This is a genomic window from Gilliamella sp. Pas-s95, from assembly GCF_009795795.1.
GTDB classification, from domain to species: domain Bacteria; phylum Pseudomonadota; class Gammaproteobacteria; order Enterobacterales; family Orbaceae; genus Gilliamella; species Gilliamella bombicola.
In genome coordinates this window covers 1-18,332 of the sequence record NZ_WTFC01000034.1, presented here as the reverse complement: position 1 = coordinate 18,332, position 18,332 = coordinate 1, and the positions used below count along the sequence as shown (strand labels likewise).

The following is an 18,332-nucleotide window of genomic DNA, read 5'->3' as shown; positions in this document are numbered from 1 at the left end:
ATTTTTTTACAAAAAATTGATTTTATTTCACAAAAATATAATTTATCAAGTAATAATGTATTTAATGTTTATATATGGAAGACAGATCGCATAATTATGAATTTATTTAGAAATTGTTTGAATATGGAATAACTATAATTTAGATTAATTGATAAGTTATTTTGGTTGCTTAATAAAGTTTAAATGGAAATTGATTATGTGTTCAACATTTGCAAATCGAATTTTAACAGAGCTTTCTGATGTTAAAGATATTTCAATTAAAACATTTTTTGGCGGATTTAGCGTTAACAGTAAAGATACCATGTTTGGCTGGATTACTCAAAAAGACTTTTATTTAAGAGGACATCCTGATTATCGATCAATTTTTATTGATTTGGGTATGCAGCCCTTAAGCATAAAAATGGGTATGTCAACTAAATTACTTGATTACTATAAAGTTGGTGATGTACTTTTTAATGACCATGAAAAGTTACTTGCTATGGTAACAATGGTGATTGAATATACTAAAAAAGAACAATATGAAAAAGGTAAACTCAAAGAAAAACGGATAAAAGAGATGCCAAATATGACTTTGTCATTAGAAAGATTATTATGCAGTGTCGGAATTAAAGATGTTGAATCCCTTCAAGAAGAGGGATATTTAAGTGCATACTATAAAATAAAACAAAAGAAGGCGGCAATTTCAATTAATATTCTGTTTGTTTTATACAGTTCATTGCATCGGTTTCATGTTGCTACCTTATCTAAGGAAACTAAAAAAGCAATTGAGCTTGAATATCAATGTTTTTTAAATCAGATAGATAGCAATTTACATGAAAAATGATTTTGGTGGCTGATGTTAATTAGTGTGAATAATATCATTATCGAAAGTTGTCCTAAAATAAAGCTATTTAAAAATGATGTAGTTAAAGTATTATCGTATTTTTAGATAGCTTTTTATAGTTGATATTATCTTGTTTTTTTACTACCAACTGTTTTGTTAGTTAGTAGGTTTTCTTCTTGGTGGACGCCTAAAAGGTTTTGGGGTTGGTAAATCGACCAATAATGCAGAAGGATCATACTGGCTAACGGGAATAGCATGAGCAATTGCTTTTTCAATAGCAGGTAAGTTTTGCGAATAGCGTTCACAAGCTAGTGAAATTGAGTAACCTTCAGCGCCAGCCCGTCCTGTTCGTCCGATTCGATGTCGATAATCATCACAATCATCGGGTAGATCATAATTGAAAACGTGAGTAACATTTGGGATATGTAATCCTCGAGCCGCGACATCGGTGGCAACTAAAATATCAAGTTGTCCTTGTGTGAATTGCTCTAAAATTGATAAACGCTTTTTCTGAGCGATATCGCCTGTTAATAGTCCAACTCGATGGCCGTCAGCAATAAGGTGTCGCCAAATTTTTTCACAAGCTACTTTGGTGTTAGCAAATACAATGCAGCGATCTGGCCATTCTTCTTCAATAAGTGTTTGCAATAGTGCCAATTTATCTTCATTCGATGGGAAAAATAGCTCTTCTTTGATTCGATGACCAATTTTTTGTTCTGGCTCAACTTCGACATATTGTGGATTGTTCATATGCTCAAAAGCTAATTCACGCACATTGTGTGTTAATGTTGCAGAAAACAACATAGTTAACCTTTTGTTCGGTGGAGTCATATGCTTGAAGATCCAGCGGATATCGCGAATAAACCCTAAATCAAACATGCGATCGGCTTCGTCTAATACAACAACTTGAATTGCTTCTAAATTAATGTAATTTTGCTTTGCATAGTCAATCAATCGTCCTGTTGTTGCAATTAAAATATCAATGCCAGTTGAGAGCATTTTTAATTGTTTATCATAGCCATCACCACCAAAAGCAAGTCCTAATTTTAGTCCTGTTTCTTCCGATAAGCGTTCTGCGTCATGGTATATTTGCACAACTAATTCGCGTGTTGGTGCAATAATGATAGCTCTTGGCTGATTGATTTTGTGATCGGGTAAAGGTTCATGATTCAACAAGTGATTAAATGTTGACGCCAAAAACGCCATGGTTTTGCCTGTTCCTGTTTGCCCTTGTCCGGCGATATCAATTCCTTTTGTAGTTAATGGCAATGTTTTTTCTTGAATAGGAGTGCAATAAATAAACTCTTTTTTCTCAAGTGCTTTTAACACTAAAGGATGAAGAGGGAATTGGCTAAAAGTTGTTTTGGTAAGATATGCTTGAATCATTGTGATTGTGAATATAATTACAGAATTTTAGTATTATAACATATTCAATACGGTGGCATCACTAATAATTATATCCTATTATACTAATTACTAGTAGGGAAATACAAAGTAATCTATTATTGCATACCAGTGAAAGTATGTTGGAGATAAAAATGAGTAATAATATCGTTCTGTTATCGGAAGCTACATTTGATAAAACAATTAATGAATCAGCAAAGCCCGTACTTGTTGATTTTTGGGCCCCATGGTGTGGACCTTGTAAAATGATTGCTCCGATCTTGGAAGAAATAGTGCAAGAATATGGTGATAAAATTGTTGTTGCTAAATTGAATGTTGAAGAAAACCCTAATGTGGCACCTAAGTTTGGTATTCGAGGCATTCCTACCTTATTGATTTTTAAAAATGGGCAAGTTGTTGCCACTCAAGTAGGGGCGTTATCTAAGGCTCAACTCAAAAACTTTATTGATCCTCAATTATAACAAATACCTTGTATTTGACACTAGAAATCAAAGAAGTTAAGGGAGTAATGGACTATTCGTTACTCTTTTGCTTTTTTGCTAGCTGTCGTAATATAGATTAATTGTTTCAATTAAATATAGACAGATTAGTATTTTTAGTGTACATTGCTAGCCTCTTACAAATATTCCTTTCTAAAATTCATTGTTTTTATTGGTAAAGTGGTGAAATTCTATATTCAGATCTTCAATTATCATCAAAAGCTTAGTAATCGATTGAATTTATGTGTTGTAAGGGAAAGAAATTTTTTATAAGTAAATGAAACTAATATACAAAAATAATATTAATTGCAAACATATCAATTTTATCCTCAAGAATTTTTAAAATTATGAATTTAACTGAATTAAAAAACACTTCTGTCTCTGAGCTTGTCGCGCTTGGTGAAAAAAAAATGGGGCTTGAAAATCTTGCCCGCCTTAGAAAACAAGACATTATTTTTGCAATCTTAAAGCAGCATGCCAAAAGTGGTGAAGATATTTTTGGTGATGGTGTACTAGAAATTTTGCAAGATGGATTTGGCTTTTTGCGTTCAGCTGATAGTTCTTATTTAGCTGGACCAGATGATATTTATGTATCGCCAAGTCAGATTCGACGATTTAATTTAAGGACTGGTGATACTATTGCGGGTAAAATCCGTCCGCCAAAAGAAGGTAAGCGATATTTTGCTTTGTTAAAAGTAAATGAAGTCAATCACGATAAGCCAGAAGACGCCCGCAACAAAATTCTTTTCGAAAACTTAACTCCACTTCATCCCAATTCTCGTTTAAGAATGGAACGAGGTAATGGTTCAACCGAAGATATCACAGCAAGAGTGCTTGATTTGGCTTCGCCAATTGGTAAAGGTCAACGTGGTTTGATTGTTGCACCACCTAAAGCGGGTAAAACAATGCTTCTGCAAAACATTGCTCAAAGTTTAGCTGTTAATCACCCTGAATGTGAGTTAGTTGTATTGATGATTGATGAGCGTCCAGAAGAAGTGACCGAAATGCAACGTTTGGTTAAAGGTGAAGTTGTTGCTTCTACATTTGATGAACCAGCTGCAAGGCATGTTCAAGTCGCTGAAATGGTTATTGAACGAGCAAAACGTTTAGTCGAACATAAAAAAGATGTGATTATTTTATTAGACTCAATCACACGTTTAGCACGAGCTTACAATACGGTTGTTCCTTCATCGGGTAAAGTTTTAACCGGTGGTGTAGATGCGAATGCTTTGCATCGTCCAAAACGCTTTTTTGGTGCTGCCCGTAATGTAGAAGATGGTGGGAGCTTAACCATTATTGCAACAGCATTGATTGATACCGGTTCTAAAATGGATGAAGTTATCTACGAAGAGTTCAAAGGTACGGGTAATATGGAAGTACATTTATCACGTAAAATTGCTGAACGTCGAGTCTTCCCTGCCATTGACTTTAATCGTTCTGGTACACGTAAAGAAGATTTAATGACTTCGCCTGATGAACTGCAAAAAATGTGGATTTTACGTAAAATTCTTAACCCAATGGGTGAGACTGATGCGATGGAATTCTTGATTGATAAACTGTCCATGACTAAAACTAATGATGAGTTTTTTGAAATGATGAAGCGGTCATGATTTGTGCAGTTGATAGTAAATATCATTAAAGTAATGAAAATGAGCCGTATTATATTCTGGTACGGCTTTTTTTATGGCAAAATATAGCTTAATTTATAAAAACTTAATTAAGTTTTAGATGTTGTCAAAAACCTTATGGTTTAAGGTTATAAAGGTTTAATAAAGGAGCCAAATTATGTCAAAACAACAAATCGGTGTTATTGGAATGGCAGTTATGGGGCGGAATCTTGCGCTTAATATTGAAAGTCGTGGATTTTCTGTTGCTATTTATAATCGATCTAAAGATAAAACAGAACAAGTCATGGCTGAACATTCTGATAAACAATTGGTTCCTTATTTTACAATTGAAGATTTTGTCAATTCTTTAGAAAAGCCTCGTCGTATTCTGATTATGGTGCAAGCAGGTAAAGGCACTGATGCTGTAATAGATGAACTGCGTCCACTTTTAGATAAAGGCGACATTATTATTGATGGTGGTAATGCTTATTTTGAAGATACTATTCGCCGCAATAAAATGCTTTCAGATGAAGGCTTTAATTTTATTGGTACAGGTGTTTCTGGGGGCGAAGAAGGTGCGCTTAAAGGTCCTTCTATTATGCCTGGTGGCCAAAAAGAAGCTTATGAGTTAGTTGCCCCTATATTAGAGAAAATAGCAGCCAAGGCTAACAATGAACCTTGTGTGACTTATATCGGTCCAAATGGTGCTGGCCATTATGTGAAAATGGCTCACAATGGTATTGAGTATGGCGATATGCAACTGATAGCGGAAAGCTATTCGGTGTTAAAACATGCCGTTGGTTTAACTAACGATGAACTTGCGGATGTTTTTGCTGATTGGAATAAAGGTGAATTAGATAGTTATTTGATCGAAATCACAGCCGATATCTTTAAACATAAAGACGAAGAAGGTCATTATTTAGTTGATGTGATTTTAGATGCTGCAGGCAATAAAGGTACAGGTAAATGGACCAGTCAGAGTGCTTTAGATTTGGGTGAGCCTTTGTCATTAATTACGGAGTCAGTATTTGCTCGTTATCTATCTGCAATTAAAGAGCAGCGAGTTGCGGCAGCAAAAGTGTTAAAAGGTCCTCAAAAGCAGCCTTATAGTGGCGATAAGAAGGAACTTATAGAGAAAATTCGTAAAGCCCTCTATATGGGTAAAATTATCTCTTATGCACAAGGTTTTGCTCAGTTGAAAGCCGCATCTCATAAATATCAATGGAATTTGAATTATGGTGAAATAGCTAAGATTTTTAGAGCAGGCTGTATTATTCGTGCGCAATTTTTACAAAAAATTACGGACGCTTATGCTGAAAATAATGAGATTGATAATTTGTTGTTAGCCCCTTATTTCAATAAAACAACAGAAGCTTATCAACAATCATTACGTGATGTGGTGTCTCTAGCTGTACAACAAGGTATTGCAGTTCCTACACTTTCGGCGGCTATTGCTTATTATGATAGCTATCGTTCGGCGGTATTACCCGCTAATTTGATCCAAGCACAACGAGATTATTTTGGTGCTCATACTTATCAACGTATTGATAAAGAAGGAGTGTTCCATACAAACTGGCTAAATATTGAATCATAGTATTTTCAGTTGATAATCTTATTTTAGTAAATAAAAGTGCAAGTTAGGTTTGCACTTTTATTATTTTTGGTTAGTAAATTTATTTTCCTTCTCTCTCTTCATTGTTCAAATCCTTGTCGTCATTGACTTGAAACTTGTCAAGTGATTTCGTTTATTAAAAAAGCTAGAAAAGCACTATATATGGTGTATAATTATATATTATTTACTATATATAGTGTTGAGCGATATGGTATTTGGGTTTATATCATAAAACTAATGATTTAATAAGAAATGAATAATTACAACGAATATTGATATAAAACCTGCGATAAGTGCTAAGTGCTAAGTGTTAATGAATCATTGAGGAGTATATATGCCTGTAGTAATTAAACGAGATGGTTGTCAGACTGCATTTAATGAAACTAGAATCAAAGATGCCATCATCAAAGCTGCAGTGGCGGCCAATGTACATGATCCCGATTATTGCGTAGCGGTTGCTCGTGTTGTGACTAATCAAATGAGCGAACGTGAAAGTGTTGATATCAATGAAATTCAAAATGCTGTTGAAAATCAGTTGATGTCAGGTCCCTATAAAAAATTAGCAAGAACTTATATTGAGTATCGCCATGATCGTGATCGCGCTCGTGAAGAACGTAGCCGATTAAATCAAGATATTCGCGGGCTAATTGAACAAAGTAATGTTGCTATTTTAAATGAAAATGCTAACAAAGATAGCAAGGTGATCCCAACTCAGCGTGATTTACTCGCCGGTATTGTGGCAAGGCATTATGCTAAACAATATTTATTACCAAAAGACATTTCACGAGCTCATGATTGCGGTGAAATTCATTATCATGATTTAGATTATGCACCATTTTTCCCGATGTTTAACTGTATGTTAATTGATCTAGATGGTATGTTAACTAACGGTTTTAAAATGGGGAATGCTGAAATTGAACCCCCGAAATCAATCGCAACCGCAACAGCGGTAACTGCACAAATTATTGCGCAAGTTGCCAGCCATATTTATGGTGGAACGACCATTAATCGTATCGATGAAGTTTTAGCAAAATTTGTTACTATCAGTTATAACAAACATAAACAAGTGGCAGAAGAGTGGAATATCCCAACCCCAGAGGATTATGCTAAAAGTCGAACTCAAAAAGAGTGTTATGATGCGTTTCAATCTCTTGAATATGAGGTCAATACTCTACATACTGCTAATGGTCAAACGCCGTTTGTTACTTTTGGCTTTGGTTTAGGAACAAGTTGGGAATCACGCTTAATTCAAGAGTCTATTTTAAACGTTCGTATCAAAGGACTTGGTAAAAATCATAAAACGGCTGTTTTCCCGAAATTGGTTTTTGCAATTAAAGACGGGATTAATCATAAGCAAGGCGATGCGAATTATGATATTAAACAACTTGCATTGGAATGCGCAAGTAAGCGTATGTATCCAGATATTCTAAACTACGATAAAGTTGTCGACGTTACTGGGTCATTTAAAACGCCTATGGGCTGTCGAAGCTTTTTAGGTGTTTATGAAGAAGATGGTCAATTAATTCACGATGGGCGTAATAATTTAGGCGTTATTAGTCTAAATTTGCCTCGTATCGCTATTGAGGCTAAAGGCGATGAAGCTCGTTTTTGGGATATTTTAGATAAACGTTTAGCATTATGTAAAAAGGCTTTAATGACACGTATTGCTCGACTTGATGGTGTAAAAGCGCGTGTTGCGCCTATTTTATATATGGAAGGTGCTTGTGGCGTTAGACTTAATGAAAATGATAGTGTTTCTGAAATTTTTAAAAATGGTCGGGCTTCAATTTCTTTAGGTTATATTGGTCTTCATGAAACTTTAAATGCACTTTACGGAAATCAAACACATCCATTTGACAGCGATAAATTACGTGAAAAAGGGGTAGAAATTGTTGAGCGTTTACGTAAAGCGGTAGATCAATGGAAGGATGAAACTGGTTATGGCTTTAGCTTATATAGTACACCAAGCGAAAACTTATGTGATCGATTCTGCCGACTTGATACAGCCGAATTTGGTGTAATTGCTGGTGTTACTGATAAAGGCTATTATACAAACAGCTTTCATCTTGATGTTGAGAAAAAGGTTAATCCATACGAAAAAATCGAATTTGAAAAAATGTATCCTTCTATCGCAAATGGTGGATTTATTTGCTATGGTGAATATCCAAATATGATTAATAATATCAAAGCATTAGAGGATGTATGGGATTACAGCTATACTCGAGTACCTTATTATGGAACTAATACGCCAATTGATGAGTGTTATGAGTGTGGTTATACCGGTGAATTTTCTTGTACGAGTAAAGGCTTTGTTTGCCCAAGTTGTGGTAATCATGATTCTTCAAAAGTATCTGTTACTCGTCGTGTTTGTGGATATCTGGGTAGTCCTGACGCTCGCCCATTCAATGCAGGTAAACAAGAAGAAGTAAAACGGCGAGTCAAACATTTGAATAATGGTCAAATTGGTTAATAATAAATGTAATACTTATGAATTATCATCGTTATTATCCCGTCGATGTTGTGAATGGTGAGGGTACTCGCTGTGTGCTTTTTGTCGCAGGTTGTGAACACCAATGTCCTGGTTGTTATAACAAAAGTACATGGGGAGTAAATTCAGGTTCGCCATTTACACAGTCACTTGAAGATCAAATCATTAAAGATTTGCAAGATACAGAAATAAAACGTCAGGGATTATCTCTTTCTGGTGGTGATCCTTTGCATCCTCAAAATGTTCCAACTATATTAAAACTGGTTCAACGCGTTAAATTTGAGTGCGATAATAAAGATATTTGGCTTTGGACAGGGTATAAATTTGATGAGTTAACCGCTGAACAACAAGCTGTTATTCCTTATATTGATGTGTTAATTGATGGAAAATTTGTGCAAGAACTCGCTGACCCTCGCTTGTTGTGGCGAGGAAGCAGTAATCAAATCATCTATCGTTTTAAATAAAACAACGAGTTAATTATTGTTGTTTATGTAAATTTGAAAGATAAGAAATGGCTTCTCGGTAGTTAATTTCAAGATTCTCGCTACTTGAAGAGGTGATATGTAAATCAGTAATTTTACCATTATGAATTCCATAAACCCAACCATGTAAATTAACTTTCTGACCTCGTTGCCATGCAGATTGAATAATTGTAGAGTGACCTAAATTATATACTTGTTCTATCACATTAAGTTCACATAAAACATCTAAACGAATATCGGGTGGAAATTCACCGAGTAGTGAACTATTTCGAAACCACAGGTCTCGAATATGAAGTAACCAGTTATTAATTAGACCTAAATCTGGATTTTCAACTGCATCACGAATTCCACCACAGCCTAAATGACCACAAACAATGATATCTTCAATTTTAAGTACATCTACGGCATATTGAACAACTGATAAACAGTTTAAATCTGTATGTATTACAAGATTACCGACATTTCGATGTACAAATAATTCGCCTGGCTTTAACTTAATGAGCTTTTCTGCTGAAACACGACTATCCGAGCAGCCGATCCACAAAAATTTGGGATTTTGTTCAATAGCAAGTTGTTTAAAAAACTCTGGATCTTCTTGTTCTATTTTTTCTGACCATTCGTGGTTAAAACGAATTAAATCCGTGACATCAAACATAATTAATATTTTCCTATATATTTCATTATTATTTTTACTATTTTTTATTTTATGTTCTTCAGTGCTGTTCAGTGTGCTGAATCTTGCTTTTCATTATTAATTTACGCCATATAGGGGTTGTTAATAATTTAGCCTTAACAATTTTGCTATAAAGTTTGAAACGTAGTGGCATTGTTCGTTGGTAATAGCATTTATTGGGTTTTGGATGGCCGCTGTTTAAAATTTTACTTAAAATCTCAGCACTATCCAAAGCATAGCTAATACCTTCTAAAGAACTTGCACTAATAAAACCTGCCGCTTCACCTATCAAAAATATGTTTTCATTACCGGTATAAAAATCACGTAATCTATTTGGATAAACAACTAAGCATTTTTCTGTTTTGAGTGGCTCTCCAAAAATAAATCCTTGCGTTGATAGTTTTTCTTTTAATTTTTCAAAATGTTGAGTTGCTACTTTTTTGGGGAAAGCACCGCCGAACAGGAAGTAACCATCTTTTGAAATACTCCAAGCATAGCAATTCGTTAATTTATTATCGAATATACACGAATTAAATGGATTTGGATGCTGTTCTGTAAACCATTGTTGTATCGCCACATATTGTCTGATTTTATGCTGAGGGTATCGCATACGTCTGACAAGGGAATTGGCACCGTCAGCACCGACTACATATTGCGCTGTGACCTTGTGTTCTGTTTTATTTTGATCAAGATAGGTTATTTGATAACCATCAATGATACGTCTAACTTCTTTACAAAGTGTATTATGAAGTACGTTTACTTTTGATGGTATCAGTGATTTTAGCCATAGATCAAATTTGTGCCGATCAAAGCTTACATAACTTCGTTGATAATTACGAATAAGTTTGGTTTGTAAGTCTATGGTTTTTACACTAAAAATTTGTGGATCAGTTAAAATATCTTTGGGTAAATTTAGCTTTTGTCTAATAAAAGCTTTTTGTGCGTCATTGGCTAATAATCCTCCACAAGGTTTGTGGAAACCTTCATTTCCGGTTTGATGTTTTGTATCTAATGCAATGACATTAAAAGAAGGGCTGAGTAAGCGAGCTAGCGTACTGCCAGCAGGTCCAAGACCTATGATTGCGATATCGTAATCCATGTTAATTGCGTTGTTTGTTTTGTCACTTTTAAAAGGCGTTTATGTTAACAAATTATATTAGGTGTGGCTATTAGATATGTAAGTTTATCTATACCAGTTCACTTGTAAAAAAAATCAATAAATTATGTGTGTTAGCATAAAACCAGGATTGGGATTCACTATCTCGACCTGTTTACTTGTGTTATTGGTCTGATATTGTTTTTAAAAATGCTTGATTTAATTCATTAAATGGTAGTTTACGACTGATTATTACTAACTTTGATATTCTTTCTGATAAATTTTGCCAAGGAGAGCCATAGTCAAATCCTACGACCTTATGCACACCTTGAACAATTAATCGTTGATCGTTCCCTTTTATTGCTAAAACACCTTTGTAGCGTAACATATCGTTGCCATATTGTTCGACTAAGCTTTCCATAAAAGAGCCAATCTTTTTTAGATCGAGTTCGCCAGCTTCAAAGAGGTAAGAACAAATATTATCATCCCACGATATGGTTTGTTTTTGTCGTGGTAATGATTTGAATCCAGCTTCAAAAACTTGAGTTGGATTAATAACAAAAAAACCTTTATTTATTGTTAGCTCATCACTTAACTCAAAGGCATGTATATCAAGCCAATAAGATTTTGGTATTTGTCCTTTTTCTGTTTCAAAGATAGCCGCTTTATGGTTGATTTTATGAATTCGGTTAACGACTTCAGCTTTTTGTTCATCATTAATACAATCGGTTTTTGTTAAAATAATGCGATCAGCAAAACCAATTTGTGAAAGGGCTACACGATGTTCATTAAGGTGTTTTAAAATATGTTGAGCATCAACAAGAGCGATAACAGCATCAAGTTGAATTGTTTCACGAATTAAATTATCAATAAAAAAAGTTTGGATAATCGGTGCTGGATCGGCCAACCCCGTTGTTTCGATAATCAACCGATCAAATTGTAATTCACCAATTGAACGTTTTGCGTGTAATTTATGTAATGCTTCGGTGAGTTCCCCTTGCACTGTACAACAAATACAGCCATTAGTCATTTCAACAATTTGAATTTCGGTACTAACATTTAATAAACTACTATCGATGTTTACTGGACCAAATTCATTTTCGATAATAATTACTTTCTCGTCATGATTATGCTTTAACAGATAATTAATGAGTGTTGTTTTACCTGAGCCCAAAAAACCAGTTAATAAGGTAACAGGTAATAATGAAGATGAAATAGGGTCTGTCATTTATTGTCTCTTAATCGTTAGCAACATTTAAATCCACCTTTGCCACTATATTTTGCCTCTTGACGCTCTTTGAAAAACTCTTCATAAGTCATAGGTGTTTGTTCTGGATGAGTGAGCTTCATATGCTGAACATAATTATCATAATCAGGAATGCCAATCATTAATTTAGCGGCTTGGCCCAGATATTTTCCTGCTTTAGCGAGTGAATCAAACATACCTTTTCTCTTATACTTAACATTATTCTCTTATACTGAGATATTAAAATCTTTTGAACCATAACTCAAATTATATTCAAAAATTAATATATTCCAATATAAGATGCCAATTAGCTTGAGTCAATCATTGATTAATCGTAATTATTATTAAATTAAGAAATATGATGAAATTTAGATAGCTCTTGATTTTATTTATTTTTCGTTGGTTTAAAAGAAGGTTTTATTTTAAATTTTTCATGAAATTCATTTATCTATTAGTAAATAAATTCTATAATATTTGCTAATTTATCAAGCATAAGAGTTAATAATGGAAAAATTTCACGTAACAGGCCCAACCATGTTAAATGGTGAAGTGGTTATTTCTGGGGCAAAAAATGCTGCATTACCCATTTTATTTGCTGCGATTTTGGCAGAAAAACCAGTAGAACTCCGAAATGTTCCCAAGTTAAAAGATATTGACACGACGTTAGAATTGTTAAGTCAGCTAGGTGTAAAATGCGAACGAAATGATTTTATTCATCTTGATGCAAGTCATCTTAATAACTATTGTGCACCTTATGATTTAGTTAAAACTATGCGCGCTTCAATTTGGGCTTTAGGTCCATTAGTTGCTCGTTTTGGACAAGGGCAAGTGTCATTACCGGGTGGCTGCGCTATCGGGGCAAGACCCGTAGATCTTCATATTTCTGGTCTTGAACAATTAGGTGCGACAATCACACTCGATGAAGGATATGTTAAAGCCTCTGTTGATGGGCGCCTTAAAGGTTCTCATATTGTAATGGATAAAGTGAGTGTTGGCGCTACTGTTACTATTATGTCAGCTGCAACTTTAGCTGAGGGGAAAACCGTAATTGAAAATGCGGCTTGTGAGCCTGAAATTATTGATACAGCTAAATTCTTAAATATGCTAGGTGCTAAAATTACTGGTGCAGGTACAGTGCGTATTGAAATTGAAGGAGTTGAACGTTTAGGAGGGGGCATGCATGAGATAGTTTCTGATCGTATTGAAACAGGAACTTTTTTAGTTGCAGCTGCTATATCTAAAGGTAAAATCACTTGTCGTAAAACAGATCCTACTTTGCTTGATGCGGTGCTTTCTAAATTAAAGGAAGCTGGCGCTAAAATTGAAGTCGGTGAAGATTGGGTTTGTTTAGATATGCAGGGGAAAAGGGCGAAAGCTGTGAATATTCATACTGCTCCACATCCAGGTTTTCCTACTGATATGCAAGCTCAATTTTCATTATTGAATATGGTTGCTGAGGGTACAGGAATCATTAAAGAAACGATTTTTGAAAATCGATTTATGCATGTACCTGAGTTAATTCGTATGGGTGCTAGAGCTGAAATTGAAGGCAATACCTTAATTACGCATGGCGTTGAAAAATTGAGTGGAACACAAGTCATGGCAACGGATTTACGGGCATCAGCAAGTTTAGTTTTAGCCGGTTGCATAGCAGAAGGTTTAACGACGGTTGATCGAATTTATCATATTGATCGTGGTTATGATAATATTGAAGAAAAACTAAGAAAATTAGGCGCGAATATTGAAAGAGTAAAATAAATCTCATTTTATTAAATATGATGAGTCAGTTACTTATTCAAAAGAGGGACAACAATGACAAAACAAGCGTTGGTATTTTTATCAAATGGTTGTGAAGAAACAGAAGCAGTCACGACAATTGATTTATTAACCCGAGCCGATATTAAAGTGACTACCGCGAGTATCTTAAGTACTCGTGAAATTGAATGTTCCCGAGGAGTAACAATTTTGGCTAAAAAAACATTGTCAGATATTCAACACATTGACTTTGACGTTGTTATTTTACCGGGTGGTGTAAAAGGCGCAGAAAATTTTCGAGACTGTCCATTATTGATCGAGAAATTAAAGCAAACACATCAAAATGGCGGTATTGTTGCTGCAATCTGTGCTTCGCCAGCAGTGGTTTTACAGCATCATAATTTATTTCCGCATGCCGGTATGACTGGTTATCCAACCACTAAAGATGCGTTTAAAAACTGGAAAGCTGATAGAGTTTATTTTGATGAACCAAATAAAGTTATTACTAGCCAAGGTCCAGCAACATCCATTGATTTTGCTTTAAAAATTATCGATGTATTGTTAGGAAGGACAAAGGCAGCCGAGGTTGCTCAGCAGTTAGTTCTTCCATTGGGGATAGAGTCCTATCGATAATAGGGATCAAGTGTCAAATTTACATTTGTACGAAAGATTAGTTAAAAGAGCGACATTAATTGCCGTTCTAATCTCAATTTTTCTGATTTTAATTAAATTGGTTACTTGTTGGGTAACAGGCTCAATAAGTTTATTTGCATCATTATTAGATTCAAGTATCGATTTGCTTGCTTCTGGATTCAATTTCTTTTTGGTCCGTTATGCGCTAAAACCGGCAGATGATGAACATACTTTTGGTCATGGTAAGGCAGAATCGTTGGCTGCATTATCGCAGAGCGCATTTATTATTGGTTCTGCGATAATTTTATTACTTTCTAGTCTTCGATCTTTTATTCACCCAAGTGAGTTGCAACTTCCTTTATTAGGAATTGCTGTTTCAATAGTTTCTGCTGTAATTACAGCTGTTCTTGTTTTATATCAAAGACACGTTGTGAAAATGACTAGTAGTAATGCTATTCAGGCTGATATGCTACATTATTCTTCCGATATGTGGATGAATATTGCCGTTATCATAGCACTTTGTTTAAGTTGGTATGGCATTACTTATGCTGATGCAGTTTTTGCATCGTTTATTGCTTTATATATTTGTTATAACGCTTATCATATTGCTTATAGTGCTATTCAGGATCTACTTGATCGTGCTTTGCCTGATAACGATAAGGTAAGAATTGCTGAAATTGTTGCTTCATATCCTGAGGTACAAGGTTTTCATGATTTAAAAACCCGGCAAGCAGGTCCTTTAAAATTTATTCAATTGCATCTTGAGCTAGACGATGATATGCCTTTAATTACAGCACATGCTATTGCTGATGCTATTGAACAACATATCTCTAAAGAGTTTGCTCCAGCAACAGTAATTATTCATCAAGATCCAATTTCCGTAGTGCCAACCGAAATAAAGAAGTCGAAAAATTAATCAAAAATAGCTTTTTTTGTCTATTGTTAGATATCTGTTAAGACTCTATAATAACGAAAAGTTAATAATTTGGAGTTGTTTCATATGATAAAAAAAATAGGTATTTTAACCAGTGGTGGCGATGCTCCAGGAATGAATGCTGCTATTCGTGGTGTTGTAAGAACTGCATTAGCTGAAGGATTGGATGTCTTTGGTATTTATGATGGTTATATGGGGCTTTGTGAAGATCGTATTGTTCAATTAGAGCGTTCAAGTGTATCAGATATTATTACTCGTGGTGGTACCTTTCTTGGTTCGGCTAGATTTCCAGAGTTTAAAGATCAAAACGTAAGACAAAAAGCCATTGCTAATTTAAAAAAACATCAAATTGATGCTTTGGTGGTTATTGGTGGTGATGGTTCATATATGGGTGCAATGCGATTAACTGAAGAAGGTTTTCCGTGTATCGGCTTGCCAGGCACTATCGATAATGACATTCGTGGTACTGATTATACTATTGGCTATTTTACTGCTCTTAGTACTGCAGTCGAAGCAATTGATAGATTACGTGATACTTGTTCTTCGCATAACCGAATTTCAGTTATTGAAATTATGGGGCGGGACTGTGGTGATTTAACCTTAAATGCTTCTGTTGCTGGTGGCTGTGAGTTTATGATTATTCCTGAGGTTTCCTATACTAAAGAAGATCTAATCGAAGAAATTAAACTGGGCTTTGCAAAAGGTAAAAAACATGCCATTGTAACTGTTACAGAGCATATGTGTGATGTAAACCAACTTGCAGCAGACATTGAAGCGGCGGTTCATCATGAAACGCGTGCAACGGTATTAGGTCATGTTCAACGTGGTGGCTCTCCTGTTCCTTATGATCGTATTTTAGGTTCTCGCATGGGAGCTTATGCTGTTGAATTATTGCTACAAGGCCATGCTGGTAGAAGCGTTGGTGTACAAAATGGAAAATTAGTACACCATAATATTATTGAAGCTATTAATAATATGAAGCGCCCATTTGATATGGATCTATACAATACTGCTAAGCGATTATTCTAAATGTTAATTGTTTGGTAATGCATAATCTGTATTGATAAAGATCTAAGTTTTTATTATAGGTGAACTGTTGAAAATATAATCTTAAAATAGTCACCTATTTTGTTTATTTGTAAACCTTCCTAAAATTAGTTTATATTTGATTCAACTTACCATAAAAGTTTTTGGCATTTATGAAGTATAAATGTGTTACACAATAATTTAATTGCAATTGTATATAGGTAATTTTATGTCATTACATTTTTTAGAAGCTGATGATCGTTTTTATGTTTGTGATGTTAATAATAGAAAAATAGCTGAAATGACTTTTACAAGAGTTGGAAATGATAAAGCTACCATTGATCATACTTACATTGATCCGGCATATCGAGGTCAAGGTATTGCTAATAACTTATTAGATCTTGTAGTTGAACGATTACGGCAAGAAAAGCGTGAAATTATTCCTATCTGTTCATTTGCTGTTAAAAAATTATCAAGACAAGTATTCTTTTAATTATTTGATTTTTATGTATATAATTATAATGTTTTGTCCAAATTTTATTTTTGTAAATAGTAGTTCTAATTACACGAATATGCGATAATGTATGTTAATGTGTTTTCATTAACTTACAATGCCCAAAATGGTAACAGAAAAACCGCAAAAAATTCATTCGATACATGTATTACGTGGTGTTGCAATTATTATGATTGTTTTTAGTCACTGTTTAGGTGTGTTTAAAAACACTCACTTGATTGCTAATAGTTATCTATTTTCTTTTTTGAATTTATTTGCATTTAATTTCACAACATTTTTTGTATTAATTGCAGGTTTTTTATTTCAACATCTAACATACAAATTTGACACTAGAACATATTATTTATCAAAATTTAAGACTGTCGTATGTCCTTATATTTCGGTATCTATTTTCTGTTTTATATTTTTTCATTATCAATATTTATCGGAGTTACCTTGGTATTCCTCAACTGAATCTAGCATAATTAGCACAATAACAAAAATGATGTTAACCGGAACACAGCTGTTGCCATTATGGTTTATGCCAATGATTATTATCATCTATTTGATGGCTCCTTTATTATATTTTTGGTCGAAAAAGAGTTTAATTGTAGCTGGTTTGATTGCTATGTTTTGGGTTGTAATGTTTACTAAACCTGATTTTACTCAACCTTTTTTAAATTTATTACATTATGGTCCAGTCTATTTAACTGGTATGATGATAAAACAAAATTATCAAACCATTATGAAATTAGTGAAAAGTAATTTATTTTTAGTCATATTCTTTTTTGGTTTATGTTTTTGTATTCCTTTCGCTTATCGCTATACAAGTCATTTGTGTGTTGAAAAGCTTTATTATGATACATTACAAAAAATTATTTTGTTTATATTAGCTCTCTACTTTTTAGATGAATTAAATCATAAAAGCAATGAAGGAAAATGTTATAAATTCTTTTCTTATATGGCAAATATCAGTTTTCCAATCTATTTTATTCATGAAATTATTGTGTTAGAACTTGAACAACTATTGTATCAGTCTCCACTAAAAAATATAATTAAAACAAATAATGGCTGGTTAGCATCATTGAGCGCTGTAATTTTTTTAGTATTCACTTTAGTTTTAAGTATCATTATTGCTAACATGATAAAATTTATTTTCAAAAATAAAGCGCAATATCTTATTGGTGGTATGCGTTAAGTAGTACTGTTCACATTTTAATTTATTATTTTTTTATTAAAAAATAGATTATCTTGTAATAGTAAATGAAATTTATTTTGTTTGTATCAAATATATTAAGTAAAGCGATTTGAGCAAATAAAGAACAAACGGAAAAAAAATTAAAATTAATACTTGCGCGAATTTTTTAAGTCCCTATAATGCGCATCCACTGACACGCAGTCAGCGCCAAGCAGGCGGTGAGTAAGGTTAGAGAATGAGATCAAAAATTTTAAAAAAAGATCTTGACGAATAAAAAGGTGTAGCGTAGTATACGCAGCCCTTGAGACAGCAAACTAAATCAACGAAGAGTTGATTGAAAATAGAAGCTGTCAGCTCTTTAAAAAGAAGAAACAGACAATCTG

At 33.9% G+C, this 18,332-nt stretch carries 17 protein-coding genes; 12 read left to right on the top strand and 5 right to left on the bottom strand.

The genetic code is table 11. The features are described from left to right. Window positions 1-196 precede the first annotated feature (196 nt). Window positions 197-823: a TfoX/Sxy family protein gene (locus tag GQ598_RS09160; protein ID WP_160403860.1), complete on the top strand. Its 627-nt coding sequence runs from the start codon at window positions 197-199 to the stop codon at window positions 821-823. 156 nt (window positions 824-979) lie between these two features. Here GQ598_RS09160 and rhlB read toward each other — a convergent pair whose 3' ends face one another. Continuing rightward, a complete protein-coding gene (gene rhlB / locus GQ598_RS09155) occupies window positions 980-2,209 on the bottom strand; it encodes an ATP-dependent RNA helicase RhlB (protein ID WP_091348253.1) in 1,230 nt (409 codons plus the stop codon). A 152-nt stretch (window positions 2,210-2,361) separates the two neighbouring features. Between rhlB and trxA the strand changes: the two genes are divergently transcribed. The 5 genes from trxA (at window position 2,362) to nrdG (ending at window position 8,877) form a co-directional block, all read left to right on the top strand. Next, on the top strand, window positions 2,362-2,688 hold the full coding sequence (gene trxA, locus GQ598_RS09150; RefSeq protein ID WP_160403859.1) for a thioredoxin TrxA: 327 nt from the start codon (window positions 2,362-2,364) through the stop codon (window positions 2,686-2,688). Window positions 2,689-3,053: 365 nt separating this feature from the next. Further along, window positions 3,054-4,316, top strand: coding sequence for a transcription termination factor Rho (gene rho / locus GQ598_RS09145; RefSeq protein WP_160403858.1), 1,263 nt, complete (start codon window positions 3,054-3,056; stop codon window positions 4,314-4,316). Window positions 4,317-4,491: 175 nt separating this feature from the next. Then, window positions 4,492-5,907 carry an NADP-dependent phosphogluconate dehydrogenase gene (gene gndA / locus GQ598_RS09140; protein WP_160403857.1) on the top strand — a complete coding sequence of 472 codons (1,416 nt, stop codon included), beginning with the start codon at window positions 4,492-4,494 and terminating at the stop codon, window positions 5,905-5,907. Between the two features lie 352 nt (window positions 5,908-6,259). Continuing rightward, entirely contained in the window at window positions 6,260-8,395 is a 2,136-nt protein-coding gene (gene nrdD / locus GQ598_RS09135; RefSeq protein ID WP_160403856.1) for an anaerobic ribonucleoside-triphosphate reductase, read from the top strand. Between the two features lie 17 nt (window positions 8,396-8,412). Further along, on the top strand, window positions 8,413-8,877 hold the full coding sequence (nrdG, locus tag GQ598_RS09130) for an anaerobic ribonucleoside-triphosphate reductase-activating protein (protein ID WP_160403855.1): 465 nt from the start codon (window positions 8,413-8,415) through the stop codon (window positions 8,875-8,877). Between the two features lie 13 nt (window positions 8,878-8,890). Here nrdG and can read toward each other — a convergent pair whose 3' ends face one another. The 4 genes from can to GQ598_RS09110 form a co-directional block, all read right to left on the bottom strand. Next, entirely contained in the window at window positions 8,891-9,550 is a 660-nt protein-coding gene (gene can, locus GQ598_RS09125; protein ID WP_091348231.1) for a carbonate dehydratase, read from the bottom strand. Window positions 9,551-9,608: 58 nt separating this feature from the next. Next, window positions 9,609-10,667, bottom strand: coding sequence for an FAD-binding protein (locus tag GQ598_RS09120; RefSeq protein WP_160403854.1), 1,059 nt, complete (start codon window positions 10,665-10,667; stop codon window positions 9,609-9,611). Between the two features lie 181 nt (window positions 10,668-10,848). Continuing rightward, on the bottom strand, window positions 10,849-11,892 hold the full coding sequence (locus GQ598_RS09115; protein WP_160403853.1) for a GTP-binding protein: 1,044 nt from the start codon (window positions 11,890-11,892) through the stop codon (window positions 10,849-10,851). A 17-nt stretch (window positions 11,893-11,909) separates the two neighbouring features. After that, window positions 11,910-12,107 carry a YbdD/YjiX family protein gene (locus GQ598_RS09110; RefSeq protein WP_091348221.1) on the bottom strand — a complete coding sequence of 66 codons (198 nt, stop codon included), beginning with the start codon at window positions 12,105-12,107 and terminating at the stop codon, window positions 11,910-11,912. Window positions 12,108-12,414: 307 nt separating this feature from the next. On the opposite strand from GQ598_RS09110, the gene murA reads away from it, so the two are divergent. From murA to GQ598_RS09080, 6 genes are all read left to right on the top strand, one after another. Next, window positions 12,415-13,668 carry a UDP-N-acetylglucosamine 1-carboxyvinyltransferase gene (gene murA / locus GQ598_RS09105; RefSeq protein WP_160403852.1) on the top strand — a complete coding sequence of 418 codons (1,254 nt, stop codon included), beginning with the start codon at window positions 12,415-12,417 and terminating at the stop codon, window positions 13,666-13,668. Between the two features lie 54 nt (window positions 13,669-13,722). After that, a complete protein-coding gene (locus GQ598_RS09100; RefSeq protein WP_160403851.1) occupies window positions 13,723-14,298 on the top strand; it encodes a DJ-1 family glyoxalase III in 576 nt (191 codons plus the stop codon). Window positions 14,299-14,308: 10 nt separating this feature from the next. Then, window positions 14,309-15,214 (top strand): cation diffusion facilitator family transporter, encoded by a 906-nt coding sequence (locus tag GQ598_RS09095; RefSeq protein WP_370516537.1) that lies wholly within the window; start codon window positions 14,309-14,311, stop codon window positions 15,212-15,214. An 84-nt stretch (window positions 15,215-15,298) separates the two neighbouring features. After that, complete coding sequence (gene pfkA, locus GQ598_RS09090) at window positions 15,299-16,261, top strand: 6-phosphofructokinase (RefSeq protein ID WP_160403850.1); 963 nt, start codon at window positions 15,299-15,301, stop codon at window positions 16,259-16,261. A gap of 226 nt (window positions 16,262-16,487) precedes the next feature. After that, entirely contained in the window at window positions 16,488-16,751 is a 264-nt protein-coding gene (locus GQ598_RS09085) for a GNAT family N-acetyltransferase (RefSeq protein WP_160403849.1), read from the top strand. A gap of 127 nt (window positions 16,752-16,878) precedes the next feature. After that, window positions 16,879-17,949: an acyltransferase gene (locus tag GQ598_RS09080; RefSeq protein WP_160403848.1), complete on the top strand. Its 1,071-nt coding sequence runs from the start codon at window positions 16,879-16,881 to the stop codon at window positions 17,947-17,949. Window positions 17,950-18,332: the final 383 nt, after the last annotated feature.